This window comes from Helicobacter baculiformis (assembly GCF_900197685.1).
GTDB classification, from domain to species: Bacteria; Campylobacterota; Campylobacteria; order Campylobacterales; family Helicobacteraceae; genus Helicobacter; species Helicobacter baculiformis.
In genome coordinates, this window is record NZ_FZMF01000013.1 from 110,905 (window position 1) to 135,939 (window position 25,035).

General features: G+C 47.6%; 25 protein-coding genes. 10 read left to right on the forward strand and 15 right to left on the reverse strand.

From position 1 onward, the window contains the following. Positions 1-6: 6 nt before the first annotated feature. Genes C6G87_RS02850 through C6G87_RS02915 form a run of 14 tightly spaced genes read right to left on the reverse strand, consistent with a single transcriptional unit; the run spans position 7 to position 15,095 of the window. Positions 7-2,382, reverse strand: a complete 2,376-nt coding sequence (locus C6G87_RS02850; RefSeq protein WP_104752069.1) for a DUF7494 domain-containing protein — start codon at positions 2,380-2,382, stop codon at positions 7-9. Further along, entirely contained in the window at positions 2,372-3,790 is a 1,419-nt protein-coding gene (gene nuoN, locus C6G87_RS02855; protein WP_104752025.1) for an NADH-quinone oxidoreductase subunit NuoN, read from the reverse strand. Before nuoN ends, C6G87_RS02850 begins: the two co-directional genes overlap by 11 nt. Positions 3,791-3,798: 8 nt before the next feature. Then, on the reverse strand, positions 3,799-5,295 hold the full coding sequence (locus C6G87_RS02860; RefSeq protein ID WP_104752026.1) for an NADH-quinone oxidoreductase subunit M: 1,497 nt from the start codon (positions 5,293-5,295) through the stop codon (positions 3,799-3,801). A gap of 1 nt (position 5,296) precedes the next feature. Further along, on the reverse strand, positions 5,297-7,159 hold the full coding sequence (gene nuoL / locus C6G87_RS02865) for an NADH-quinone oxidoreductase subunit L (protein ID WP_104752027.1): 1,863 nt from the start codon (positions 7,157-7,159) through the stop codon (positions 5,297-5,299). A 2-nt stretch (positions 7,160-7,161) separates the two neighbouring features. After that, the gene (gene nuoK / locus C6G87_RS02870) at positions 7,162-7,464 is read right to left on the reverse strand and encodes an NADH-quinone oxidoreductase subunit NuoK (RefSeq protein WP_104752028.1); all 303 of its coding nucleotides are present in this window, start codon (positions 7,462-7,464) and stop codon (positions 7,162-7,164) included. After that, the gene (locus tag C6G87_RS02875; RefSeq protein WP_104752029.1) at positions 7,461-8,003 is read right to left on the reverse strand and encodes an NADH-quinone oxidoreductase subunit J; all 543 of its coding nucleotides are present in this window, start codon (positions 8,001-8,003) and stop codon (positions 7,461-7,463) included. The genes nuoK and C6G87_RS02875 overlap by 4 nt, the downstream gene beginning before the upstream one ends. Beyond that, the gene (nuoI, locus tag C6G87_RS02880; protein WP_104752030.1) at positions 7,996-8,652 is read right to left on the reverse strand and encodes an NADH-quinone oxidoreductase subunit NuoI; all 657 of its coding nucleotides are present in this window, start codon (positions 8,650-8,652) and stop codon (positions 7,996-7,998) included. The genes C6G87_RS02875 and nuoI overlap by 8 nt, the downstream gene beginning before the upstream one ends. Before the next feature lie 9 nt (positions 8,653-8,661). Then, a complete protein-coding gene (nuoH, locus tag C6G87_RS02885) occupies positions 8,662-9,651 on the reverse strand; it encodes an NADH-quinone oxidoreductase subunit NuoH (RefSeq protein WP_104752031.1) in 990 nt (329 codons plus the stop codon). Then, the gene (locus C6G87_RS02890; protein ID WP_199767612.1) at positions 9,648-11,942 is read right to left on the reverse strand and encodes an NADH-quinone oxidoreductase subunit G; all 2,295 of its coding nucleotides are present in this window, start codon (positions 11,940-11,942) and stop codon (positions 9,648-9,650) included. Before C6G87_RS02890 ends, nuoH begins: the two co-directional genes overlap by 4 nt. Beyond that, a complete protein-coding gene (locus tag C6G87_RS02895; RefSeq protein WP_104752033.1) occupies positions 11,939-12,181 on the reverse strand; it encodes an NADH-ubiquinone oxidoreductase subunit E family protein in 243 nt (80 codons plus the stop codon). The genes C6G87_RS02890 and C6G87_RS02895 overlap by 4 nt, the downstream gene beginning before the upstream one ends. Beyond that, complete coding sequence (gene nuoD, locus C6G87_RS02900; protein WP_104752034.1) at positions 12,178-13,407, reverse strand: NADH dehydrogenase (quinone) subunit D; 1,230 nt, start codon at positions 13,405-13,407, stop codon at positions 12,178-12,180. The genes C6G87_RS02895 and nuoD overlap by 4 nt, the downstream gene beginning before the upstream one ends. Then, entirely contained in the window at positions 13,407-14,204 is a 798-nt protein-coding gene (locus C6G87_RS02905; RefSeq protein ID WP_104752035.1) for an NADH-quinone oxidoreductase subunit C, read from the reverse strand. Before C6G87_RS02905 ends, nuoD begins: the two co-directional genes overlap by 1 nt. Further along, on the reverse strand, positions 14,197-14,721 hold the full coding sequence (locus tag C6G87_RS02910) for a NuoB/complex I 20 kDa subunit family protein (RefSeq protein ID WP_104752036.1): 525 nt from the start codon (positions 14,719-14,721) through the stop codon (positions 14,197-14,199). Before C6G87_RS02910 ends, C6G87_RS02905 begins: the two co-directional genes overlap by 8 nt. Then, complete coding sequence (locus tag C6G87_RS02915; protein WP_104752070.1) at positions 14,703-15,095, reverse strand: NAD(P)H-quinone oxidoreductase subunit 3; 393 nt, start codon at positions 15,093-15,095, stop codon at positions 14,703-14,705. Before C6G87_RS02915 ends, C6G87_RS02910 begins: the two co-directional genes overlap by 19 nt. Before the next feature lie 293 nt (positions 15,096-15,388). Here C6G87_RS02915 and C6G87_RS08720 point away from each other — a divergent pair, with 293 nt between their 5' ends. Together C6G87_RS08720 and thiC are read left to right on the forward strand one after the other, a co-directional pair. After that, a complete protein-coding gene (locus C6G87_RS08720; RefSeq protein ID WP_233708974.1) occupies positions 15,389-16,858 on the forward strand; it encodes a hypothetical protein in 1,470 nt (489 codons plus the stop codon). A 162-nt stretch (positions 16,859-17,020) separates the two neighbouring features. Continuing rightward, on the forward strand, positions 17,021-18,367 hold the full coding sequence (gene thiC, locus C6G87_RS02925; RefSeq protein WP_104752037.1) for a phosphomethylpyrimidine synthase ThiC: 1,347 nt from the start codon (positions 17,021-17,023) through the stop codon (positions 18,365-18,367). Here thiC and C6G87_RS02930 read toward each other — a convergent pair. Next, a complete protein-coding gene (locus tag C6G87_RS02930) occupies positions 18,364-18,681 on the reverse strand; it encodes a c-type cytochrome (RefSeq protein WP_233708977.1) in 318 nt (105 codons plus the stop codon). The genes thiC and C6G87_RS02930 overlap by 4 nt on opposite strands. 102 nt (positions 18,682-18,783) lie before the next feature. Here C6G87_RS02930 and C6G87_RS02935 point away from each other — a divergent pair, with 102 nt between their 5' ends. The 8 genes from C6G87_RS02935 to ychF are packed head-to-tail and all read left to right on the forward strand — an operon-like array spanning position 18,784 to position 25,033. Then, a complete protein-coding gene (locus C6G87_RS02935; protein WP_104752039.1) occupies positions 18,784-19,635 on the forward strand; it encodes a bifunctional 5,10-methylenetetrahydrofolate dehydrogenase/5,10-methenyltetrahydrofolate cyclohydrolase in 852 nt (283 codons plus the stop codon). Then, complete coding sequence (lepB, locus tag C6G87_RS02940) at positions 19,629-20,483, forward strand: signal peptidase I (protein ID WP_104752040.1); 855 nt, start codon at positions 19,629-19,631, stop codon at positions 20,481-20,483. Before C6G87_RS02935 ends, lepB begins: the two co-directional genes overlap by 7 nt. Continuing rightward, positions 20,483-20,917, forward strand: a complete 435-nt coding sequence (rpiB, locus tag C6G87_RS02945) for a ribose 5-phosphate isomerase B (protein WP_382262409.1) — start codon at positions 20,483-20,485, stop codon at positions 20,915-20,917. Before lepB ends, rpiB begins: the two co-directional genes overlap by 1 nt. Next, complete coding sequence (locus C6G87_RS02950; RefSeq protein WP_104752042.1) at positions 20,911-21,243, forward strand: hypothetical protein; 333 nt, start codon at positions 20,911-20,913, stop codon at positions 21,241-21,243. The genes rpiB and C6G87_RS02950 overlap by 7 nt, the downstream gene beginning before the upstream one ends. 17 nt (positions 21,244-21,260) lie before the next feature. Continuing rightward, positions 21,261-21,809 (forward strand): adenine phosphoribosyltransferase, encoded by a 549-nt coding sequence (gene apt, locus C6G87_RS02955; RefSeq protein WP_104752043.1) that lies wholly within the window; start codon positions 21,261-21,263, stop codon positions 21,807-21,809. Between the two features lie 19 nt (positions 21,810-21,828). Next, positions 21,829-22,452: a DedA family protein gene (locus C6G87_RS02960; RefSeq protein WP_104752044.1), complete on the forward strand. Its 624-nt coding sequence runs from the start codon at positions 21,829-21,831 to the stop codon at positions 22,450-22,452. Positions 22,453-22,454: 2 nt separating this feature from the next. Then, entirely contained in the window at positions 22,455-23,933 is a 1,479-nt protein-coding gene (locus C6G87_RS02965) for a leucyl aminopeptidase (RefSeq protein WP_199767613.1), read from the forward strand. Continuing rightward, positions 23,933-25,033: a redox-regulated ATPase YchF gene (ychF, locus tag C6G87_RS02970; RefSeq protein ID WP_104752046.1), complete on the forward strand. Its 1,101-nt coding sequence runs from the start codon at positions 23,933-23,935 to the stop codon at positions 25,031-25,033. Before C6G87_RS02965 ends, ychF begins: the two co-directional genes overlap by 1 nt. Positions 25,034-25,035: the final 2 nt, after the last annotated feature.

Sequence of the window (25,035 nt, forward strand, 5' to 3'; positions counted from 1 at the left end):
AAATCCTTAAGGTTTGAGTAAGTTTAGGGCTTGGCGGCATAGATCGATCCAGCCCGAAGTGACTTTAATGGCATTACAGGCTTCAAAGGCTTGTTGCGCCTTGTCTAGCTTATTTTGCTGTTTAAAAATACTCCCTTGCATGTAAAGGGTGCGCGCTCTCTCTTTGGGTTCTAACTGCTTGTTGGCTAGAAGCGTGCTACTTGCTTGCAAGGCTTGCTCTAATTTATTCTGGCGCATGAGCGCGCTGATGAGCTGTTCTTGGGCATAGGGCATGAACGCATCGCTTTGGTATTGCTTTTGCAACGCGATCGCATTTTTGGCGTAGAGTTCGAGAGTGGTGGGGTTGTTGGTGCTTTTCTCTTCATTTTGCAACAAGAGCCCATAGACCTCTAACATGCGCGCATCGTCTTTAAACCACTCTTGGAGTTTAGGAAAGATTTTAAAGGCTTCTTGGGGGTTGTTGGTGTGCATGTAGTCTAAAAACACCACAAAAGCGATGTCATAATACCTTTTTTGTTTGTTGAGTGTGGCTAAAGTGAGCGCGTCCTTAGAGGCGAGCAAAGAATCTTGGTAATTCTTCAAGGCGTAGAGATTCTTGCCTTGACGATATAGCCACTTAAGGCGATCTTCGGAGTTTTCAGGTTTCTTTTGTAAGCCATTTTTAGAAAAGATGGCAGCTTGGTTGTAGAGCTTGGCGTTATAAAAACAATCAAAGGCTTCTAGTTGATCGTCTTCTTCAAACTGCTCTGGATCTAAGGGCACAACTTGCACTAAAAACGAAACCGCGCTTTTACAATCCCCTTCTTTTACTGCATTTTTACCTAGATGCAATAATGCCTCCTGCATGGGTTCAGAGTTCAAAGGTAAATCCGGGGCCATGGCTAACACTTGGCTATAGTAGCGTTCGCTTAAAAGCATGCGCGCTTTGTAATCTAGTGCCTTTTTATGCTCCTTAGAATTCCTAGGATAGTCTTTGATGATTTGGTTGTAACGCGCGAGCTTTTCTTCAAAATCCCCATGCATTAGAAATAGAATTTGTTCGTCGCGTTGCTTGACTAAAGAAGTATGTACGGGATTATTGAAATGATCCAAATAATCTAGATTAGCTGTGTGCGCTTCGTTAGGCTGGTTGTTTTTGGCATAGAGAAATCCTAGCTCGAAGGCAGCTTTTTCTCTGATGACTGGGTCGCTATCCTGATTGGCTAAAATCCTAGCGATTTTGATAGCAGGTTTAAATAGGGCGTTGGTTTTAAGTCTAAGAAGCATATCATAGGATCGAGGCATATCTTGGAGAAAAAAGGCAGGGTTTGCTTGAAGAATCTTGTTCATGAGAGCGTCGGCATGCTTGCCCTTGTAATTGTCTAGATCAAATTGAGCCCAAGAAAAAGTGATCAAACTTGCACTTTCAATATCCTTAGCTTGACTATAAGCCTTTCTGAATCCTGCCAACGCGCCACTTTGATTACCCTCATTAGCAGTTTGTTGGGCTAGGCGCATTTGAGATAGAGGGGCGTACCTACTATTAGCATATTCAATCACCACGTGCTCAAATTGTATTCTTGCCTGTGCTATATGATTGATACGCGCGTAAGCTGTACCCATTAAGTAAAGTACCTGAGGGATTTCGGGATCGGCGGGATAAAACTTAAGCCATTGCTCGCCAATTTGCAAGAGTAAATCTTGGCGTCTGTTCAATTTGTCTAAAGCAATGATTTCATAGAGATATAAATCTTTTCTAAAAAGAGTATTAGGGTAACTTTGGAAAATGCTACCGATAGTTTTAAGCGCGCTTAAATAAGATTGTTCTTGCATGAGTTTTTTGACTTGCAAATACCCTTCTATGTCTGCACCTTTGGAGTAATGTAAGGGTTTATTATCTGCGCCTAATTCTTGGATATAGGGCGTTTGCGCGTCTTCAATGATGATAGGGAAGTTTAATCCATCTTGCGCACCTTCGAAGGGATTTGCAGGGCTCAAAAAGGGAATTTTCTTAATAAACCCTACAATTTGCCATGCTTTAGAAGTTGTAGGGGTAATTCTTTGGATGGGGATATGTTGTTTGTAATCATAAGGAATTGCAAAGAGTTGTTGTTGAAATTTTGGCTGAATATGCAGGTAAAACACATAGTTTTTCATCTCATAGGAGATGTCAAAAAAAGGAGTTTTTAAAGGTGTAAAACCGGGTTTGGGAATGGAATGGATCACACAAGTAATGATCTTTGGAGGAAGTGGTGCTTGAGTGCAAGCAAAGGGACTAGCATGGGTAAGAGTCAAGGTGGCAAAGTCTTGATCTTTTTCTTTGCCCTGGGTTAGACTGAGCTTAAGCGCAAGCAGGGGCGCGTGCGCGCATGCTAGGAGCGCTAACGCACGCTTAAAAGGCATAATTTTGGAGCACAAAGACGCTAAACACACATGCCAAAGCCATCGCCACCAACACGCTATACACCCCATACCCCCCATTTAAATGCTCTTGGGGGTGGGGGTTGGCAAAGAGCATGGCCACAAACAAGCGCAGGTAATACACAGCGGCGATCGCGCTGTTGATCACCATCACCACGCATAAAAAAACATTGCCCTGAGTAAGCAAGTTTTGCAAGATCAACACCTTACCCCAAAACATAGAAAAAGGGGGAATCCCGGCTAAGGAGCACATAAAGATCGCCCCTAGCAAGGCTAGGAGGGGTTGGGTTTTGATGAGCCCATTAAAGCGCGCATAGGGGTAGTCATAGCGCGTGGCTGTGCTATCCGCACGGCTACTCACCCCCCAAAAGAGCGCGAACGCCCCGACATTGGTCAGCAAGAACAAAAGCCAATAAACAAACATGGTGTCCACATTGCCGCTAAAGACACAGGCAAGCGCAAAGCCCGTATGCGAAATGGAGCTATAAGCCATCATGCGTTTAGCGTCTTTTTGCAAGAGAGCTAAGAGATTGGGGAGGGTGATGGTGAGCGCAACTAGGGCATAAAAGAGGGTTTGCATGAAGGGAATTTGGGTGGCTAGGAAAAAGGAGAACACCCGCCAAGCCACCACCAAGCCCGCAATTTTAGGCACGATAGAGATAAAGGCGGTAAAGACCGGGTTATTGCCCTCATAAATGTCTGGCATCCAAGTGTGGAAGGGCACTAAGGACACTTTAAAGCCAATCGCCCCTAGCAAGAACACACAGGCAAAGACACAGAGCAACGCGGGACTGAAATTCTCTGTAAAGCTCATGTTGGAGAGCTCTAAACTCCCGCTCAACAAGTACAAAATCATCATGCCCATGCTAAAAAACACGCTGGCTAACACCCCCATACTGAAGTATTTCAAGCCCGCTTCTAAGCCCGTATCCTTGTGATTGAGCGCCATCAACACACACATGGAAAGTGAGGCGGTTTCAAGTCCTAAAAGAATGAGAAGTAAGTGATCGCTAGAAACCATCAATTGGAAACCTGCCACCATGAACAAGTAGAGCCCGTAAAATTCGGGGGTTTGGAACTCTACAAAGCGTTCTTTACTCCACACCAAGAGCATGAGCAAGAAGCTCGCGATCACGATGAGCTTTTGGGCAAGCAAAGAGATCGAGTCCACTTCTAGCAGATGCGAAAAGCTAAAGGTGGTACTGAAAGGCGCAAAGAGCGCGACAAAGTCTAACCCCAAGCATAAGAGCACTAAGCAGATATTGAGATTGCGCGAAAAGGTTTTTTTAAAGACATTGAGCAAGAGCACATACACCCCCCCCAACGCGCTAATGAGCATGGGCAAAATACTAGGAAGGCTGAGTTCTTGCAAAGACAAAGAAGTATCCATAGCAATCCTTAGGGGGAGACTGATAAGCGGGCTTTAGCGTTTTGCACCAAAGCTTGCGCGCTGGTTTCTATAGGGTTTAATAAGGGTTTGGGGTAAATCCCAAAAAAGATAATCGTGGCGATGAGCACCCCTAAAACCCCTTTTTGTCCCCAAGAGAGATCGCCCAAAAGGCGCTTTTGGGGCGCGCCAAAAAAGACCCTTTTATAAAGGGTGAGCATGTAGATGGCAGATAAAATAATGGTGATCCCGGCCACGAAGGCGAGTACGGGCGCGTGGGCAAAAAAGCCTAGCAGACTTAAAAACTCGCCCACGAATGCGCTGGTCAAGGGCAAGCCCACATTAGCCAACGCCACGATCATAAAGAAAGTCGCATAAGTGGGCATGCAATGGGCTAACCCCTTAAAGGCGCTGATCTTGCTAGAACCTTGCCTACTAACTAGAACCCCGATGAGCAAGAAGAGCGCGCTGCTCACCAACCCATGCGAAATCATAGTGAAGAGCGCTCCGGCCACCCCCGTTGTGTTGAACGCGTAAATCCCCACCAAAGCCACCCCCATGTGCGACATGGAGCTATATGCCACAAGGCGTTTCATTTCGTGTTGGGCGCATGCTAACCAGCCCGCATAAATCACCATCAGGAGCGCGAGCACGCATAGGGGCTCAGAGAAACTGAGCAAGATGTCCGGGAAAAGAGGCATAAAAAAGCGTAAGAGAGCGTAAGTGCCCATTTTAGAGAGCAGAGCGGCTAACACCACAGAGCCCACAATGGGCGCGTTGCCATAGGCATGGGGTAACCAACTATGAAAGGGCACAATGGGGATTTTCACCGCAATCCCCACAAAGAAGGCTAAGGCGACCCATAGGCGCGCATGTTCGGGCAAGATCACTTGCGTCAAGCTGTAGAGATCAAAGCTCCACCCCCCTGCAACGCTAGCATAGACATAACCACAATAAAGAATCCCTAGCAACATGAATAGCGAAGCCACAAAGGTATACAAGAAGAATTTGAGCCCAGAATACAGCCTACGCCCCACCCCAAAACGCCCGATCATATAGAGCACGGGCAAGAGAGAAACCTCCCAGAAGACATAGAAGAAGATCAAGTTAAGCGCGCTGAAAACCCCCATGAGCATGCCCTCTACCAACAAAAGCGCGGTGATCATGGCTTGCTGGTGGGCGCGCACATAGAGCACGCACAAGAAGATCACCAACGCGCTCAAGACCAATAAGAAGAGCGAAATGCCATCTACGCCAACATGGTAGCTAATCCCATAGCTTTCTAAAAAGCCTAGATAGCCCACTTCTTCAAATTGCATGCTTGCCTGTGTGGGGTCAAAGAGTGCCCACAGCCACAGAGTCAAACACAGCTCCACAAATGCCACCAACACGCCATAGCCCTTAGCATGGCGATCGGGCATGCCCAGCAAGGGCAAAGCCGCCACCATGGGCAAGAAGATGAGCAGGCTCAACAGATGGGAAGAGGGCACTAATTGCAAATAATCCATGCTATCTCCAAAAACTCAAAATCGCCAACACCAGCATGACCAACACGCCAAAGCCCATCCACCTCAAAGCCGCGCTCAAATTGCCACTTTGCATGGGCACTAAAATTTGAGCCAAGAGGGAGGGGATTTTAGCCAGCGCGTCGATGGCGACATCTAGCGCGCGTACTTCTAGCTTGCGCCATAGAAATTTACCCATGCGCAAAAAGCCTTGCGCTAGCAGGGCATAGAGTTGGGGAATGTAGTATTGGTTGTAGAGGAGTTTGTACAAAAAGCCATGATCTTGTTTGCAGATCATCCCCCGTTGGTATTTTTTCACCCCATAGGCGATGGCGAGCAACACGAGCCCTGTAGTGAGCGCGAGTAAAAGCCATGTGGGCACGGGGTAATCTAAAAAGGAGGGCACATGGATAGCGTTGCGCACAAATCCAAAAAAGGGGTGTTCTGCAAAGCCAGCGATGATGGCTAAGAGCACAAGAGGGCTCATCGCCACTAACATAAATTTGGGGGCTTCATGGGGGTGCTCAAGGCTGTGTACTTTGGGCGCAAAAAAGACCAACATCAAGAGCCTAACGCTATAAAAGGCGGTGAAGAGTGCCCCGATGAGTAAAGCTAAAAAGAGTCCATGATGTCCCGTGCCAAACGCCACTTCTAAAATCTTATCCTTAGAGAAAAAGCCCGCAAAGGGGTAGATCCCACATAGTGCCACAGAGGCAATGGTCATAAAGATCGCGCTCCATTTCAAGGGCTTGTAAAGCCCGCCCATTTTGCTGATGTCTAGTTCATCGTGCATGGCATGCATCACATTGCCCGCCCCCAAGAACAAAAGGGCTTTAAAAAAGGCATGGGTGAAGAGGTGGAAGAGCGCAACCCAGTAAGCCCCCAACCCGGCCGCTACAAACATATAACCCAGTTGGGAAAGCGTGGAGTAGGCGATGATGCGCTTTAAATCCTTATTAACTAAAGCCATGCTTGCCCCAAAGAGGGCGACAAACGCCCCCAAACACGCGATGGCATAACCCAATTCAGGCACAAGGGCATAGAGTGGGTGGGCGCGCACCAGCAAATACACCCCCGCTGTAACCATCGTGGCGGCATGGATTAGCGCGGATACGGGCGTAGGTCCCTCCATCGCGTTGGCTAGCCATGTGTGCAAGGGGAATTGCGCGCTCTTGCCCATCGCGCCCACAAATAAAAGCGCGCCCATACCTAGCAACATTCTATGATCCACGCCCTGGATATTGGCAAAGATCACCTCATATTGCAACGAGCCAAAAGCCCAATAAAGCCATAAAATGCCTAGCAACATGCCCAAATCGGCGATGCGATTCATCACAAAGGCTTCAATGGAGGCGCTATTGGCACTTGCCTTGTGATACCAAAACCCAATGAGCAGGTAGGAACACAAGCCCACCCCCTCCCAGCCCACAAAGAGCCCCAAAAAGTTATCGCTCAACACCAAAAAGAGCATAGAAAAGACAAAGCCAGAGAGATAGCTAAAATAGCGGTTATAGCCCTTGTCTTCTAGCATGTAACCAATGGAATAAACATGTACTAGAAAAGAGACAAAGGTTACAACCACAATCATCACCGCACCAATGGGATCGAGCATGAAAGAAAAACCGACTTTAAACCCCCCTACAGCGATCCAATCAAAGAGATAGACATGATATAAGGTGTGATCAAAGAACACCCCCTTAGCAAGCACTAACGCGCTAATAAATGTCCCCGCTAAGAGTGCAGAATTGAGCACCCCTACATGCACGGATTTAGAACAACCCCCCAGCAAGCCCGCATAGAGCGCACCTAGCAGGGGTAAAAACAGCACCGCGCCCAGCAAGACTTGCGCACAATGGACCTCTAACATGCCTAGCCTTTCATGCGATTTAGGGTGTCAATGTCTAGGCTCTTGTGCTTTTTAAACCAGAGGATCACCAGCCCCAAGCCTACCGCCACCTCGCCCGCAGCAATGGCGATCATAAACAACGCCACAATTTGCCCATTGATGTCCTGCAAAGAGTGCCCGATCGCCACAAACGCGACATTGATCGCATTGAGCATGATCTCTGTAGAAAAAAAGAGCATCAAAATATTCTTACGGCGCAACATGCCCGCCAAACCGACACAAAAGAGCAGAGCCGCAAATACCAAATAATGGGGCAGACCAATCACGCGTTCTCCTTTGAGGGAGGGGTAAAATGACTCTTGTATAGAGCAGTGGCAACGCCTCCCACCAACGCGGCTAAGAGCATCAAGCCGCCCACTTCAAAGGCGAGCAAGTACTTGCTAAAGAGGGCGTAACCAACCAACTTCGTGTTAGAAACAGCGCTAGGGGCGTTGTTGAGCGCGTCCTTGAGAAAAGAAGCGTACTGCCCTACAAAGGGTGCGCCCAAAACAAACACCAGTACCACCGCCATACACACCCCCAAGAACACCACCACCTTAGGCGCATGCGCGCGTTCGATCACCTCTTCAGAGGCGTTGAAAAACATCATCCCAAAGGCATACATCACAATCACCGCCCCCACATAGACGATGATCTGCACCACGCCCAAAAACTCCGCATCCAGCAGAAAGAAAAACGCCGCGATGAAAACCATCGCGCTCGCTAGCGCGCTCATCGCATACAAGATATTTTTTGTGGTGATCACCACCAAAGCCATGCCCAAGGTGAGTACGGCAAAGAAATAAAAGGCGATGGTTTCAAACATGGGCTTTTTCCTCTTCCTTCACCTCTTCTTTGGCTTGGGGGGTGTCTTCTTTAGGATCATCTTTGGCGTAATCTAGGGGGGTTTGTTGCAAACGCGTGTGCGCATCTAGGCTAGGCGCGCCAAAACCGGCAAATTCTACATGGCTGTGATCGCGCGCGCTCTGCACATCGGTTAAAAACTCTGCCTTGCCCCCAAATTGGGAGCGTTGCACACTGCTATTTTCAAAGCGTTGCCCCATCACGATAGCTAGTTCAGGACACACCTCCGCACACAGCCCGCAATAAATACAACGCCCTAAATTGATGGTGTAGCTATCAATGTGTTTGCGCTCGTCTGCGCCCTTGTGGGTGATAATTCTAATGCAATTACTGGTGCAAATTTTTTCGCACAACCCACACCCGATACAGCGTTCAGAGCCCGATTCTAAAAGTCTTTGGAGGTGATGTACGGCGCGATAACGCGGGCTTAAGGGCAAAACCTCCATAGGGTAGTGGATCGTAACATCCTTGCTAAAAAACTCTTTAATGGTGAGCCCCAAGCCCTTGAAGAGATCCAGCCCAAAGGTGGATTTGAGCGTGCCTAAGAACTTTTGGGGGGTGGTCGCAGGCTTGGGTTCTTGGGCGATCCATTTGTAGCGTTGTTGCGCCATACTTTCTCCTTAGATTAAGATGACAAGTCCGGTGATCAAGATATTGACCAAGGACAAGGGCAACATGATCTTCCAACACAAGCGCATGAGTTGATCGGGGCGCACATGCGGGAAGGTGGCGCGTGCCCACATCGCCAAAAACACAAAGAAACAGACTTTAAGCAAGATCGCCACCCCCCCGGGGATAAAGCCTAGGGGATTATATCCCCCAAAGAAGATCAAAGAGATCACAAAGCAAAAGGCAAAGAGGTGGGCGTATTCAGCTAAGAAAAACATCCCCCATCTGAGCCCGCTATACTCGGTGCAAAACCCCGCCACAATCTCGGCTTCATGTTCTAATAAGTCAAAGGGGGTGCGATTCAACTCGGCATAACTAGCCACCAAGAACAAGAAAAAGGCTAGGGGTTGTTTGAACACCAGCCAATGCAAGATCCCCCCAGACTGGTAATTGTTGATCTCAATCAAAGAGAGCGAACCTACCACCATGATCGGGGCTAAGATTGTCAGAGTGCTCACCACTTCAAAGCTCAACAACTGGATGGCTGCGCGCGCCGATCCGATCAAAGAATACTTGCTATTAGAAGCCAAACCCGCGAGCAAGGGCGCGTAAATCCCCGCCGCGCCCACGGCTAAAAAGAAGAGCAAGCCGACATTGATGTCTGAAATGATGGGCTTGATGGTGTGCCCAAAGAGGGTGAAATCCCCAAAAAAGGGGATGGGTGCCATAGAGACAAAGGCGCTCACCATCGCGATCACGGGCGCAACTGCAAAGATGAGGCGGTTGGCGTGTTGGGGGATCACATCCTCTTTACAAAAGAGTTTGATCGCATCGGCAATCACTTGCAAGAGCCCAAAGGGTCCTACATAGGTTGGCCCTAAGCGGCGTTGAAAGATGGCTAAAACCTTGCGCTCCAAATAGGTGGCAAACGCGCCCAAGCCTGCAAACACCAACACCACCACTAAAATTTTGACACAGGTTTCTAGGATCTCTACACTCATACGCGCTCCAACTCTAGGGTGCTAAATAGCCCTTGGGCGAAGATCCCCTGTGTGTCTAAATTAGGACTCACCATGAAAATCTCTTGTTCTAGGCTGTGATCCACATAAATCGCCCCCTCTAAATGCAAATCGCCCTTTTTCAGACGCACGCAAGCCCCCTCCTCTAGCCCTAACTTCTCTAGGTGCGCTGCAGAAACATAAACCCCCGCCTTGAGTTGCAGATTAGCGCTTTGCAAAGTGGGCGTACCAAACTGGGTTTCGGGGTATTTGCAATAGGCGTTAAACTCGCTAGGCAAGATCGCTTGGATGGGCGCGCTGGGGGGTTCTTGTGTCGCATAGAGGGGGGGGTTGAGTTTATAGCCCCTGTGGTTGCACTTGTCATTACTATAGAAATTTTTGAGGGTGTCATAGGCGATGGGTTGGTAGCCCTTCTCTTGGGGGAGCATGTGGGTATAATCTACCAAGCTCTCCCCCACACAGCCAAAATACTGGGCGATGTCGCTTAGATCAAAGCCTTCAAAGCGCAGGGCGGGTCTGATGGGCAACAAACGCCCCTCAAAATTGGTCAGACTCGCCTCTAGTTGGTTGAAGCTAGGCAAGATGAAATCTACTCTGTGCGCGCCCTTGTTGTCGCAATCTAAAGTGTAATCCCCCTTGGTGCGAATCCCCACACTAGGAGACTCCATGGTGGGTGTATCCAAAGTGCAAATAGAGGCGATGCCTAAAGCATTCGTGCTAGGGGGCACTAAGATCACCGGGCAACGCGCGCTGAGTGTTTTTAAAAGTGAGGCGATGTTGGAGGCTTTAGGGTGGGTGTAGAGTTCTTGCCCGGCGATGAGCACAATCTTAGAGGCTTTAGCGATCAAGGCTTGCATTTTTTCAAAATCGCCCAAAGCCAGCCCAATGGATTCTAGCATGGTGTAGTGAGGTTTTTCGCCCTCGCTCAAACTCTCTAAGAGGGGTTGTAAGCTGGGGTGTTCTAGCCCCAAAGCGTGCAAAAACGCCCCTAGCACAATCTCTTCGGCATGGGGGGCGTGGGTGAGGGACAACACAGCGCGGCTCATTTTGGTGATCGCCTTGTCCTTGATGGGGTGGGCGTAAATGAGCGCGCTCCCCTTATTGACCTTGAGCGCGTTGGCGATGGCGTATTTCATCAAGGGGTTTTCTGTGCGGATCTTAGATCCCAAAGTCAAAATAAGGTTGGCGTGTTTGATGTCTTCTAGATCGCCAAAGGCACTTGGCTGGAGGATATTTAAAAAATTTTGAAACGCGCGCACCTCTTCATTAATAAGTTTAAAGCCTAGCTTTTGGCGCAAGTGCTCTACCAAATAAGCCTCTTCATTGCTCGCATCTCCCCCGATATACACCACCTTAGCCTCTTGGAGTTTTTGTACGGCTTGCTCAATGTGCGCGCTCCCCTTAGGGCTTGCATGCACATCAAAGGCAAAACGCCCCGCGCCACAGATGGGGTTATGGTAAAAGTCATTGCCCACCCGAAAGATTTTGAGATCATCGCCCAAAGTGTCAAAATGGCGCACTTCATAGCTGATGAAGCATCCGGCAGCACAATGCGCGCAGGTGGAGTCAATGCGTTTGAGCTCCCACGCATTCGCGCTATAGCTAAAATCTTTATAGACAATCGCGCCCACCGGGCACACCGCGATACACTCCCCGCAATCAAAACAAGGCGTATCCCCCACAAAGCCAATCATCCCCTTTTGTTTGCGACTCCACACACTAAAAGGATCTTTGGGCATGCTGGCTTTGAATTTGTCTGGGGCGTGCAGATCCGCCTTCAGCGCCTTTAAATTGCTATCCCCGATATTATCGCTACAAGTGGTTACGCAACGCTCACACATGATACACAAATTAGGGTCATAAGAAGCCTGTGCCCAAAAGGCAAAGGGTTTTAGATTATCGCGCACGGCAAAGGGCTGGGTTTCTACCTGCATGCGCATGGTCATATCCTGCAACTCGCATTCCCCACTCTTATCGCACACCCCACACTCTAAAGGGTGATTGACATCATAGGTTTGCATGATCATCTTGCGCTCGGCTACAATTTCTTTAGTATTGGTGCATACATGCGTGTTGGGCTTGGCTTTGGTGTTGCAACCATAAACGCGTTTGCCATCCACCTCCACCATGCACATCTTGCACGCCACGGTGGGGGAGCACCCGCTCAAATAGCAAATGGCAGGGATATACACCCCCGCACTTCTAGCGGCTTCTAAGATCGTCTGCCCTTCTTGAAATGCAATTTCTTGCCCATCAATATTAAAAACCATCAAGCCCCCTTTTTGACCACCAAGGTCCAATCCACACGATTAAAACGCAACGAATTCATCAAGGTATCCCCCCTCGCCTTGACAAATTCTGCGCTCTGCTCCACTAGATCAAAATCCACCACCTCCACCATGAAAATCACCACCTCGCCCGCGCTCACACTGCTATCTAAGATCTCTCCCAAGCGTTTTAACACCGCTTGGTTGGGTTCATCTCTCAAATGGCGCAAGTCAAAACGCCTCATCGATCCACCTCCCCAAAGACGGCGTTGCTCGATCCAATAATCGTAACCGCGTCCGCCAAATACTGCCCCACAAGCACATCTTGCAACGATCCAATATGAAAGAAGCTCGGAGCGCGGATTTTTAAGCGGTAAGCATAGGGCTGCCCTTCAGAGTGGATAAAAAAGCCCAGCTCGCCCTTGGGCGATTCGGTGGGCGCATACACCTCGCCCCTAGGGGGGCGCATGCCCTGGGTTACCAGCACGAAGTGTTGCATCAAGGCATAGTTTTGCGTCATGATGTCTTCTTTGGGTGCAGAGATGTAGTCGGGGGCTTTAGCCATGATGGGCGTATCTGTGGGCGCATACATGGGGATGAGCTGTTCTAAAATGCGCAAAGATTGCTCAATTTCATACATGTAGAGCAAGTAGCGATCGTAAGAATCCCCATTAGAACCCACTGGGATATCAAAATCCAATTCGGGGTAGAGCTCATAGGGCTCTTCTTTGCGCACATCATAGGCAATCCCGGTGGCGCGCAACATGATCCCACTAGCCCCCCATGATTTTGCCATCTCTTGGGTGAGAGTGCCCACATTCTCTAGGCGCGCGCGCCAAATGCGGTTGCTATCTAGTAGCCCGCTGATGAGCTTGTGGGTGGCGCGCACCTCCTTGATGAAGCCTTGCAAACTCTCACACCAGTTTGGGGGCAAATCCATCGGCACGCCCCCGATGCGGATAGCGTTGTGTGTGAGCCGCGCCCCACAATAATCCTCCATCAAATCTAACCCGTATTCGCGCGTCTTAAAACAATAGAGAAACACCGACATCGCGCCCACATCTAAGGCATGCACGCTCAAGAAAAAAACATGGGAGATGACGCGGTTGAGCTCTAAAAGCATGGTGCGAATCACTTGCGCGCGTCTAGGGATTTCTAGCCCGATGAGTTTTTCTACCGCATAGGCATAGGCGTAGTTATTGCTTGTAGAAGAGGTGTAATCTAGGCGATCTGTGGTGGGCATGTATTCATTATAGGTCATGTTTTCGCCCAGCTTTTCGCACCCGCGGTGCAAATACCCGATCTCTGGAGTGGCTTTGGTGATCTTCTCCCCGTCTAACTCCAAGATCAAACGCAGTTGCCCATGCGAAGAGGGGTGCTGGGGGCCAAAATTGACCACCATTTTATTGCCATCTTGCTCAAAGAGCACATTTTCAAATTGGGGTTTGAGTTTGGTAAAAATCTGTGCCATTAGGGTCGCTCTTTGAGTTCTGTGGGCGCGTCAGTGTGTAGGTCTTTGACAAATAAGGACTTTTGAAAGGCGTGCTTACCCGGATTGTCTTTGGCAACCAAGCCCTTAGCTTGTTCATGCCCCACTTTTGAGAAGTTGAAGGTATCCTTCTCATCTACGCGCGCGCTATCGCGCTGTTCAGGTCCGATAATCTCGCGATACTCCTTACCAAAAATCTTATCCACTTCATACCATGCGGCGTGCTCATCTCCCTTAAGTGGGTAGGACTTCAACAAAGGATGCCCCACCCAATCTTCTGGCATCAAAATACGGCGCAAATAAGGGTGGTTTTCAAAGACAATCCCAAACATGTCATAAGCCTCGCGCTCGCTCCACAGCGCGGAGCTAAAAAGGTGGCTTAAGGACTCCACGCTCTCTTGCGCGCCCAAGACGCATTTCACGCGCACGCGCCGCTTGTCTGCAAAATTGGGCAAGTAAGAGACAAATTGATAAAAGAGTTCGAATTGATTGCGCTGTTCTAAAAAGTCAATGGCACTCATCTCGCTCAAAGTGCTATAGCCCACCTTTTTAAGCACAGCAGCAACCCCTGCCACCTCCTGCTTTGCTACCCAAAAGACTGCGCAATTAAGCTCAATATAGCACTCTAAGACTTTGTGATTGTAGCTTAAATGATTGTAGATGACCTCATAGGGTGTGCCCACGATGGGAGATTTAGCGGTGGGCTTGATGACATGGAATCGATCGGAGTAATGTACCTGTTTTTGCACATTGGCATTGGGGCGTTGTTTTCTAACCATGCGTGCTCCTTGCAAGGCTTTTGCGCGGGTCGGTTTTGATCGCCTTAGCGCGGCGGATCTTATCTTGCAACACCATTAGGGCGTATTGCAAGGTCTCGGGGCGGGGGGCACAACCGGGCAAATAAATATCGACCGGAATGACGCGATCCACCCCCTGCACCGTGGCATAGGTGTTGAACATCCCCCCCGTGTTGGCGCATGAGCCCATAGAAATGACCCATTTGGGTTCGGGCATTTGATCGTAAAGGCGGCGGGTGAACTCGGCGTGTTTTTTGGTGAGCGTGCCCGCAATGATCATCACATCAGATTGTCTAGGCGAGGCTCTAAAGATGGTCCCAAAGCGATCAAAATCAAAGCGCGAACCCCCCGTAGCCATCATCTCGATCGCACAACAAGCTAGCCCATAGGTAAGAGGCCAAAGCGAATTGCTGCGCCCCCAGTTGAGCAGGTGATCTAAAGTGGTGAGTGCGATGGGAAGCCCGTTATTTTTGAGATAATTCACTGCATGCTGTGCCATTCTAGCGCTCCTCTCTTTAAAGCATAGACAAAGCCAATGCCCAGTAAGGCGATGAAACTGAGCATCTCCATAAAGCCAAATAGCCCTAAGTCCTTAAAATCCAACGCCCATGGGAACATGAACACAATTTCTACATCAAAGAGAATGAAGAGCATCGCCATGACATAGAACTGGTGGCTGACGCGGTTTTGTTGTTTGAGGGCTAGGGGTCCACACTCGTAAGCGGACAGCTTAAGCTTTTCATTCTTGCGTTGCGCCATCAAGCGGCTAAGATAGCGTTGGATTTTTAAAGTCCAGTTGAACACCACAAAGCTAAAGACCAAGAGAACAAACACCCCAAAGTAAGGATGTTCTACCACGCCATTTGCTCCCACCACTAGCTCCCTATTGTAATCTGAACGAGGTATTAAAGCATAATTTCATTAAATGGAAACTTTGATAAGGCGGGGATTGAGTAGATGAGAGTCGGATAACGCACATCTTATACTTGTAGATATTAATGGAAAATCAACTCATGATATCTGCCCTTTGCCTTAACCCAATGTCCGCGCATCCGTTGATAGTTTATGGTGGTGGCGTGATTGTCCCTCGTGAAAAGCGCTACAGACGCGGTAGTAGAGTATATTTTGGCTATACTTGTAACTTAAAATTGAACTCAGGAGTTTTTATGAAAACACGCGTTGGGGTTTATGGATGCATGGCTTTGGGTGCGGTCTTGTTGGGCTGTGCCAATACACAGAGTCGCGATCAATTAGCAAAGTTCCATAATGCCTATTATGCTAAACAAAATCAGCAAGCAGATAAGTTTGCTAAGAATATCCTCGCTAAAGATAAGAAGCAGGTTAGCTCTCCTTTGTGGGAACTACAAGATGGTGTGAATGCATTCATGATGAGTAATTATAAGGATTCATTAAGTGTGCTTGATAAAGCAAATAAAGCCTTTGACACTAATCTAAATAACATGGCAAAGGGGATCGCTAAGGCAGGAGCGGCGACTTTTGGAAGCGCAACTAATATCCCTTACGAAGGGCATATGTATGAATGGGCTTTGACCAATTATTACATGGCGCTAGATTACGCTTTCATGGGTAATTTCAAAGATGCTAGAGTAGAGTTTAACCGCACAATGGAACGCCAGCGTCGCATTAAAGATGTCTATACCAAAGAGATTCAAAAAACTTTAGATGACCAAGGAGATGCCAAGAAAAAAGATGCCAACAAGTTCAAAAGCATGACAGATAGTTTCTCTTATTTTGAACAGCAACTCCAGCAACGCTATGCCATGCTAGAAAAAGCGCGTGAGTCTAAAGAAAAAAATGCGACCCCTGATAAGGATTTGAGTGCCAAATATTCTAGTTTGAAGTCATTAGCTGCTTATGAAGGCTTTATTAATCCCTTGGTGAGTTATGTTGCGGGTCTCTTCTATGGCATTAGTGGAGATAGTAAGGGTATTGATGGACTCAAAGAAGCTTATGCGGTGAGCAAAGCATCTGTAGTGGCTCAAGACATTAAATATTTTGAGGGGCATTCTAAAGAAAAAATAACATGGATAATTGTAGAAGATGGCGCGCAACCCACTTTGGAGGAGTATAAGAATGCCAATCTTAACTACGCTCTGCCTCTTTTAAAACCGGGCGTGGATTTTCACTCTAACTTCACTCTTTCTACAGGTACTAAAGTTGAAAAATTCGAAATTCTTTCTCACTTTGATGGAGTTGTTCAGGCAGAATACCAAAAAACCCTACCTGCAATCAAAGCTCGCGCAATCACTTCAGCAATTTTAAAAACAGGTGCAGGTAAAGGGTTATCGACAGCCGGAGCTGCGGCAGGTGGAGAGACTGGAATGGCTCTAATGGCTGCTGGAGGAATCATGCATGCCATCAATAAGACTACAACGGCTGCAGACACGCGCGGTTCTACCATTTTCCCTAACACTATCTATGTGGCAAGAGTGCGAAACTCTAAAGCACCTCATTTTAGCGTTAAAATCGATGCTATGACTAAGGATTTCAGCACGACCACTTGCAATCTTAACGCTCCTAAACAGCAGCCTAATCAGGTCTGCAGCAATACTAACAACATTATCTTTATCCGCACTTTCCAAGATGATAGCAATATCAAGGTTTTATCGTTTTAAAACTTGAAGTATGCCCGCTTTATAGGCGGGCGAAAACTTCGTTCCTTTAGTTATAAACTTCTGACAAATACCATGATGTCATTTTGAGTGATTTTAAACCATTTTAAGAGAGGGCATATAAAAGTGTGCTAGTCTTAGAAACTTTACTAATAAAGGAGTCCTATGAGCCGTGAGTACTGCGCCAAGCGCGCTAACGACCCCATTAAAACCCAGTTGCACTACGCCAAAAAGGGCGTGATCACAGAGGAGATGGCTTATATCGCCAATGTAGAAGAGGTGAGCCCTGAGCTTGTGCGCTCTGAAGTGGCGCGGGGGCGTTTGATCATCCCAGCCAATATCCAGCACCAAAATTTAGAACCTATGGGCATTGGGATCGCGCTCAAAACTAAGATTAACGCCAATATCGGTAGCTCTGCCATCATCCACTCTGTAGAAGAAGAGGTAGAAAAATTGCGGGTTGCTATGAAATACGGAGCGGACACGGTGATGGATCTCTCCACTGGGGGGGATTTGGACGCGATTCGCCAAGAGATTATTAACGCCTCTAGTGTACCCATTGGCACCGTGCCGATGTATCAAATTTTGCACGATGTGCATAACGATGTGATGCAACTAGACATTGAGACGATGCTAGGGGTGTTAGAAAAACAGGCTAAACAGGGGGTGAGTTATTTTACGATTCACTGCGGGTTTTTGCTCGAACACATGCCCTATGTGAGTCAACGTAAAATGGGCATTGTGAGTCGGGGGGGGAGTTTGATGGCAGCTTGGATGATGCATTACCACAAGCAAAACCCTTTTTATAGCGCTTTTGATGAGATTCTAGCCATCTGCCAACAATACGATGTGAGCTTGAGTTTGGGCGATTCTTTGCGCCCGGGATGTCTAGCCGATGCGAGCGACACCGCCCAATTTGCCGAATTGAAAGTGCTAGGCGAGTTAGCCCAAAGGGCGTATGAAAAAGATGTGCAGGTGATGATTGAGGGCCCCGGGCATGTGCCCTTGAATCAAATTGAGCGCAATGTCAAACTCCAACAAGAGTTTTGTAACCAAGCCCCCTTTTATGTGCTAGGACCTTTGGTAACCGATATTGCGGCCGGATACGATCACATCGCTAGCGCGATTGGGGCGTGTGTAGCCGCCTGGAAGGGAGTGGCGATGCTTTGCTATGTAACCCCTAAAGAACATCTAGGCTTGCCCAATGCTAAAGATGTCAGAGAGGGGATTTTAGCCTACAAGATCGCCGCCCATGCCGCTGACATCGCACGCGGTCGGGTGAATGCACGGGTACGCGATGACTTGATGAGCGATGCTAGGTATGCCTTTGAGTGGAACAAACAATTTGAGCTCGCCTTGGATCCCGATCGCGCTAGAGAGTATCACGATGAGGCTTTACCCCAAGAAGTCTTCAAAGAGGCGGAGTTTTGCTCCATGTGCGGCCCCAAGTTTTGCAGTTACAAGGTGAGTCAAGAGGTGTTTAAGCGTTATAACAACGCGCAAGGGGCCTAGTTTTTACGCGTGGAGGTGATGTAGTAATAGATCGCCTTGATCTCATCGGGGGTTAGGTTGTATTTGGGCATGATGGATCGCCCCCGCTCTAGAGTGTTTTTAAAGCGCTCAAAACTCAAGTTATAAATGGGGGGGGCACTGAAGACGCGTTCTTTATTATGCTGGGTGTAGCGGGTGATCACTTTAGCTTCTCCTAGCAGGCCATGGCATTTCACGCAGCTAATGTCTCTAGGGTTTTTATACAGTTCCTTGCCATATTCTAAGATGGTGATGAAGCTATTGTCTTTGTTCTTGGGCGCGTTCTGTGCGCCCATGCCAAGTCCGCCCAAACACAGCCACGCAACGATCGCTTTGCGCATCCTAGCCCTTTTCAAAGAATTTTCACTATAATAGCGCAAAAAGTTCTTAGGATGGATATGGTCTTATTAGATGGGCAGGCCTTAGCTAAACACAAAGAGAGCATGTTGCAAGAGGAAGTGGCGCGCTTAGATGTCGTGCCCGTTTTAGCGGTGATCTTGGTGGGCGATAACCCGGCTAGTCGGGTGTATGTTAACATGAAAGTGAAAGCCTGTGCGCGCGTGGGGATCAACTGCCAATTACAGCACCTAGAAGATTCAACCCCACAAAGCAAACTTCTAGAAATTTTACACGCGCTTAATGCCAATTCAAGCGTGCACGGGATTTTAGTCCAACTCCCTCTGCCAGCTCACATGGACACGCGCGAGATTTTAGAAGCCATCGCGCCCCATAAAGATGTGGATGGTTTTCACCCGCTCAATGTGGGGCGGGTGTATTCTAATAGCCTGCTCAAAGGGTTTTTGCCCGCGACCGCGATGGGGGTGATGCAACTTTTAGAGCATTACAACATTGCCGTGAAAGGTAAAGATGTGGTCATTGTGGGGGCGAGCAATATTATTGGCAAGCCCTTAGCCTCCTTAATGCTGAATGCGGGAGCGAGTGTGAGTATCTGCCATATTTTGACTAAAGATTTGAGTATCTATACCCAAAAGGCAGACATTGTGTGCGTAGGTGTGGGCAAAGTGGGGTTAGTTGGTCCAGATTTGCTTAAAGAGGGAGCTGTGGTGGTGGATATTGGGATCAACAAGCAGGGAGATAAGATTGTAGGAGATGTGGATTTTGAAGCCGTGCGCCATAAGGTGAGTTACATTACTCCCGTGCCCGGTGGTGTAGGTCCTATGACTATTAGTGCGCTTTTGCAAAACACGCTTTTAGCCACGCAGACCGCTTTGTGGGAGCGCTCATGCTAAGAGCTTTATCGCGTTTTGCCTCTAGTTGGGTAGGGACAATCGTTTTGGTGCTTTTGGCTATTTTCTTTGTTGCCCAAGCCTTTATTATCCCTTCTCGTTCTATGGTGGGCACTCTTTACGAGGGAGATATGCTTTTTGTAAAGAAATTCGCCTATGGGATCAGTATTCCTAGACTTCCATGGCTAGATATTCCTCTCTTACCTGACTTTAAAGGCAATGGGCATTTGATCGAGGGGAAACGCCCTAATCGGGGTGAGGTGGTGGTGTTTATTCCGCCCCAAGACAAAGGCTACTATGTCAAACGGCTTTTTGCACTAGGGGGCGATGAGGTGATCTTCAATGCGGAGGGTTTTTATTTACGTCCCTTTGAGAGCGAAAATGATCCCAATTACATTGCTACGCATTTTCCCAAGCACAAGATTAAAAACTTTATGGGTAAAGATTTTGTCTTTGCACCTTATGCTTCAAAACACAAGGGCATTTTCTACGCACATCAAAATCAAACCTTCCATGTTATGCAAGCCCTCTACAACCACCAACTCAATATCAAAGATGTCAAAATCAGCATGCGACAAATTGATTTGGGTGATGAAGTGGTGTTTTACACCAAGATCGATCCCGATCATTTTTTTATGATTGGCGATAATCGGGACGATAGTAGTGATTCGCGCTTTTGGGGGAGTGTGCCCTATCGCCACATTGTGGGTACGCCGTGGTTTACATACTTCAGCCTTAACCTGACTAATAGCGAAGGAGTACGCAATTCTAAGGATATTTTTAAAGTCCGTTGGAAGCGTATGTTTAAGAGCTTGCAAGGTTTAGAAACATTAGCAGCTGAGGGAAGATGATGGAAGTTGTGCTAGGTTGCGATCATGCCGGGCTGGATCTAGCCGAGTTTTTAGAGGAGTGTGTAAGAGAGCAAGGGGTTGCTTTGCGAGTCTACAAGCCTCCAAGAGGGCAGAGGGTGGACTATCCGGACATGGCTAAACAGGTGACTCAAGAAATCAAAGAGGGGGTTATAGGGGTACTGGTATGTGGGAGTGGGATTGGCATGAGTATGGCATGCAATAGAGTGCCCCATGTGCGTGGGGCGTTGTGCACGGACGCCTACATGGCGCAAATGGCGCGTTTGCACAATGACGCTAATGTACTCTGCTTGGGGCAGAATGTGATCGGCTTTGGGGTGGCTCAGAGCATTTTGCATGCCTTTTTGCATACGGAGTTTGAGGGCGGGCGACACGCGCGTCGCATTGCTAAAATAGAGGATTTGTGTTTATGTTAGCCGAGTGGATGCTTATCACTCTTGTTGTGCTCTTTGTAGTTTATATGGCTGTACGCGCGTTTTTTTACCGCTCGGTAGCCAAGCGCCAAGAAAAATACGCTGCGTCTATGAAGCTCACCTTGCAAGAGGCAGAAGTGTTGATCCAAAAACACCAATTACAACTCCAACGCTCTTTGGGCAATATTGATATCTTGACCCATGAGATGAATGCGCTCAAAGATGAAGTTAAAGTCTTAAAGCAGCGTAATGCTCAATACCGCTTAGAAACAGATAAATATAAAGCTCGTATTCGTGAATTAGAGCAAAAAATCGAAGCGTTGTTATAAGAAATCGAAGGAAGTTTATGTTCAGCCAAAAACTCAAAAACCAGCTTCATGAGGCAATTAGGGAAATTGAGGGTTATCCTAGAGCTGGAATTTTATTTAGAGATATCACTCCGCTCATTAACCACCCTACGCTTTTTTTTAGACTGATTGAAACACTCAGAGTGCGCTATCAACATCATAGTATCGATTTTGTAGTGGGTATTGAGGCACGCGGATTTATTTTAGGTGCGAGTTTGGCTTACGCTCTAGGGGCAGGGTTTGCACCCGTGCGCAAAAAGGGCAAACTACCTTTCAAAACGATCAGCGCCTCTTATCAGATGGAATACGGCATGGATAGTGTTGAAATGCATACAGATGCACTAAGAGAAATTAAGGACGCGCATGTCTTGTTAATCGATGATTTGATTGCTACAGGAGGTACAGCTTTAGCAAGCTTGGAACTCTTGGATAGATTGCAGGCTAAATGTTTAGAAGCATGTTTTTTGATCAATTTAACAGAGCTTGGGGGGTTGGAAAAAGTGGCAGAGAAAGTCAACACCTTCAGTATTTTGGAGTATCCATGCTAAGTCTTCAAAGTAGACACTGATGGAAGCCTATATTATAGAACTATGGGATCAGTATGCTGCCACTTGGGGTTATCTTATTTTGTTTTTTTGGAGTATCTTAGAGGGCGAAATAGGTCTAATCTTAGCAGGCATGGCGTGTTATGCAGGGCATATGCACTTAGTGTGGGCGATTATAGTGGCGGCTTTGGGAGGCTTTAGCGGAGATCAAATTTACTTTTATATTGGACGCACAAGCAAGCAATACATTAATAAAAAGCTTGAAAAGCAACGGCGCAAGTTAGCTTTAGCGCACTTGCTTTTGCAAAAATACGGCTGGTTTGTGATTTTCATCCAACGCTACATGTATGGCATGCGCACCATCATTCCCATTAGTATCGGTCTGACGCGCTATAACGCGCTTAAATTTGCCATCATTAATTTGTTAAGTGCTTTTGTATGGGCTTCCATTACGATTGTGTTGGCGTGGTTTTTTGGGGAGCAGATTTTTAATCTACTCGGGGTACTTAAGCGTTATCCCTACCTTGTTATACTACTATTGGTTTGTGTGCTGGGGTTTGTCATTTGGTATTTTCAAGCCCACACCAAGAAGATCGATAAGAAAATCCAAAAAGTCCAAAAAGACTTAAAACTCAAGAAAGGATAGTGATGTTGCAAATCAAGTTAGACCATGCTCCCTTCGAGCAAGTTGAAGCTGATGTTTCTGTTGTCTTTGTGGTAGAGAAAAACCTCAACCACGCGTGGGTACACCATAAGAAAATTTTAGACACCTTCCATTACGAGGGTGAGGGTGTATTTTTAGATCAAGCGCACAAGAGATTATATGTCGGGGTGGCACATAATGATGTACACCTTTTTAGAGAAGCAGCATGTTTAGCAGTGAAAACCCTTAAAAAATACCATTTTAAAAGTGCCAAAGTAGGACTCTATGCCGCTAAACACACTGATGAGGGCGAATGTCCTTTAGGACAGACCATGCTAGCCATTTTAACGGGCTTGCAGTTTGGACTCTATAGCTATGAAGTCTATAAGAGCAAGAAGGAGCCCGTACACCTGCAAGAAGTGGCGATCGCCTTAGGGGAGGCAAAGGATTTTAACCATGAGATCAAAACCTTAGAGCGTAATCTAGAAAAGCTTGCCCACAAAGCCCATGTTATCGTTGAACATGTCAACTTAGCCCGTGATTTAGTCAACACTCCCCCGGATGTCGCGAGTGCCCCCTATGTTGCCAAGAAAGCCCAAGATTTAGCAGAAAAAAATGGGTTAGAGTGTTTTGTGCACGGGGAAGATTACCTCAAAGAAAAGGGCATGAACGCGTATTTAGCTGTGAATCGCGCTTCGGCTAACCCCCCCCAACTCGTGCATGTGGTCTATAAACCCAAGAACGCTAAGAAAAAAATCGTCCTAGTTGGCAAGGGTTTAACTTATGATTGCGGGGGGCTTAGCATTAAGACGGCTGAATATATGATCACCATGAAAGCGGACAAAGGCGGGGCGTGCGCGGTGTTAGCTGTAGTCAACGCGCTCGCACATCTGAAGGCAGAGGACGAAGTGCACGCCGTGCTAGGCTTGGCAGAGAACATGATTGCTGGGGATGCTTACCGCCCTGATGATATTCTCATCTCCAAAGAGGGTAAGACTATCGAGGTGCGCAACACCGATGCAGAGGGGCGTTTGGTGCTAGCAGATTGTTTAAGCTTTGCACAGGATTTAGAGCCAGATATTTTGGTGGATTTTGCCACCTTAACGGGAGCATGTGTGGTGGGCTTAGGGCAGTATACCAGCGGGATCATGGGCAATAATGAAACGCTCAAAAACGCGTTTGAACACGCCGCGCTCAAAAGCGGAGAGTTGATGGCCAAATTGCCCTTTAATCGCCATTTGCGCAAATTGCTTGATTCTAAGATAGCAGACATTAGTAATATCACCCCCGTGCGTTACGGAGGTGCGGTAACCGCTGGACTATTCTTGAATGAATTTATCCGCGAAGAATACAAAGACAAGTGGCTGCACATTGATATTGCTGGACCTGCTTACATCGAAAAGGATTGGGATGTAAATATGGCAGGGGCCAGCGGGGCGGGCGTGCGCGCGTGCATAGAATTTGTGCTAGAAAGTCTTAAATAGTGGGGCTCTCTATCGGGATTGTGGGCTTGCCTAATGTGGGCAAGTCTAGCACCTTTAACGCGCTCACGCGCACCGCTTCAGCCCAAAGCGCTAACTACCCCTTTTGTACCATCGATCCTAATAAGGCCTTAGTGAATGTACCCGATGCCCGCCTAGAAGCTTTGGCTAAAATTGTTAAACCTGAAAAAATTCAATACTCTAGCGTGGAGTTTATTGACATCGCTGGGCTTATCAAGGGAGCTTCTGCTGGCGAGGGCTTGGGAAATCAATTCTTAGCCCATATTCGCGAGTGTGCGGTCATCTTGCATGTTGTGCGCTGTTTTGAAGATGGTAATGTCGTGCATGTTAACTCTGCGATCAACCCTTTGGCTGATATTGAAACCATTGAATTAGAACTTATCTTAGCCGATGTGCAAAACTTGCAAAAACGCCTAGAACGCCTAGAAAAGCTCGCCAAAAGCCAAAAGGACGCGCAACCACAACTCGAGCTTGCGCGTACCCTTTTAGCGCATTTAGAAGAGATGCAACCAGTGAGCACCTTTGCGCACAAAGATCACCCCTGTTTTGAGACCTTAAATCACGAATTGCGTTTTTTAAGCGGTAAAAAAGTGATTTATGCGGCAAATGTGGATGAAGAACATGTATGTGTTTTAAACGCACATGCTTTGAGTGTGCAGGCTTTAGCTAAGGAGCGCGGGGCGCGTTTTGTGAGCCTATGCGCCAAATTAGAGGAGGAGATGGTAGACATGTCCCCTCTAGAAGCAAAAGAGTTTTTAGAGAGTTTGGGGGTCGCACAGAGTGGCTTAGAACAGATTATCCAATTAGGCTTTCAAGAACTAGGCTTGATTAGCTATTTTACAGCAGGGGTGAAAGAAGTGCGCGCGTGGACCATTCTCAAGGGTTCTAGCGCACCTGTGGCCGCCGGGGTAATCCATAAGGATTTTGAAAAGGGCTTTATCAAAGCTGAGACAATCAGCTATGAGGACTTTATTACCTATGGGGGTGAGCAGAATGCGCGTGCTAAGGGAGCGTTGCGCATTGAAGGCAAAGATTATATTGTACAAGATGGCGATGTGATGCATTTTAGGTTCAATGTGTAGCT

What these genes read in the sequence shown, in the direction of transcription:
- C6G87_RS02950 (WP_104752042.1), top strand. Translation starts at nt 20,911, where the DNA reads ATGTTAGCCGAGTGGATGCTTATCACTCTTGTTGTGCTCTTTGTAGTT.
- C6G87_RS02895 (WP_104752033.1), bottom strand. Translation starts at nt 12,181, where the DNA reads ATGAGGCGTTTTGACTTGCGCCATTTGAGAGATGAACCCAACCAAGCG.
- nuoD (WP_104752034.1), bottom strand. Translation starts at nt 13,407, where the DNA reads ATGGCACAGATTTTTACCAAACTCAAACCCCAATTTGAAAATGTGCTC.
- C6G87_RS02860 (WP_104752026.1), bottom strand. Translation starts at nt 5,295, where the DNA reads ATGGATTATTTGCAATTAGTGCCCTCTTCCCATCTGTTGAGCCTGCTC.
- C6G87_RS02930 (WP_233708977.1), bottom strand. Translation starts at nt 18,681, where the DNA reads ATGGGCGCACAGAACGCGCCCAAGAACAAAGACAATAGCTTCATCACC.
- nuoN (WP_104752025.1), bottom strand. Translation starts at nt 3,790, where the DNA reads ATGGATACTTCTTTGTCTTTGCAAGAACTCAGCCTTCCTAGTATTTTG.
- nuoI (WP_104752030.1), bottom strand. Translation starts at nt 8,652, where the DNA reads ATGGCGCAACAACGCTACAAATGGATCGCCCAAGAACCCAAGCCTGCG.
- C6G87_RS02875 (WP_104752029.1), bottom strand. Translation starts at nt 8,003, where the DNA reads ATGTTTGAAACCATCGCCTTTTATTTCTTTGCCGTACTCACCTTGGGC.
- lepB (WP_104752040.1), top strand. Translation starts at nt 19,629, where the DNA reads ATGCTAAGAGCTTTATCGCGTTTTGCCTCTAGTTGGGTAGGGACAATC.
- C6G87_RS02910 (WP_104752036.1), bottom strand. Translation starts at nt 14,721, where the DNA reads ATGGCACAGCATGCAGTGAATTATCTCAAAAATAACGGGCTTCCCATC.
- C6G87_RS02935 (WP_104752039.1), top strand. Translation starts at nt 18,784, where the DNA reads ATGGTCTTATTAGATGGGCAGGCCTTAGCTAAACACAAAGAGAGCATG.
- C6G87_RS02965 (WP_199767613.1), top strand. Translation starts at nt 22,455, where the DNA reads ATGTTGCAAATCAAGTTAGACCATGCTCCCTTCGAGCAAGTTGAAGCT.
- C6G87_RS08720 (WP_233708974.1), top strand. Translation starts at nt 15,389, where the DNA reads ATGAAAACACGCGTTGGGGTTTATGGATGCATGGCTTTGGGTGCGGTC.
- C6G87_RS02850 (WP_104752069.1), bottom strand. Translation starts at nt 2,382, where the DNA reads ATGCCTTTTAAGCGTGCGTTAGCGCTCCTAGCATGCGCGCACGCGCCC.
- nuoH (WP_104752031.1), bottom strand. Translation starts at nt 9,651, where the DNA reads ATGAGTGTAGAGATCCTAGAAACCTGTGTCAAAATTTTAGTGGTGGTG.
- rpiB (WP_382262409.1), top strand. Translation starts at nt 20,483, where the DNA reads ATGGAAGTTGTGCTAGGTTGCGATCATGCCGGGCTGGATCTAGCCGAG.
- thiC (WP_104752037.1), top strand. Translation starts at nt 17,021, where the DNA reads ATGAGCCGTGAGTACTGCGCCAAGCGCGCTAACGACCCCATTAAAACC.
- apt (WP_104752043.1), top strand. Translation starts at nt 21,261, where the DNA reads ATGTTCAGCCAAAAACTCAAAAACCAGCTTCATGAGGCAATTAGGGAA.
- nuoL (WP_104752027.1), bottom strand. Translation starts at nt 7,159, where the DNA reads ATGTTAGAGGTCCATTGTGCGCAAGTCTTGCTGGGCGCGGTGCTGTTT.
- C6G87_RS02905 (WP_104752035.1), bottom strand. Translation starts at nt 14,204, where the DNA reads ATGGTTAGAAAACAACGCCCCAATGCCAATGTGCAAAAACAGGTACAT.
- C6G87_RS02960 (WP_104752044.1), top strand. Translation starts at nt 21,829, where the DNA reads ATGGAAGCCTATATTATAGAACTATGGGATCAGTATGCTGCCACTTGG.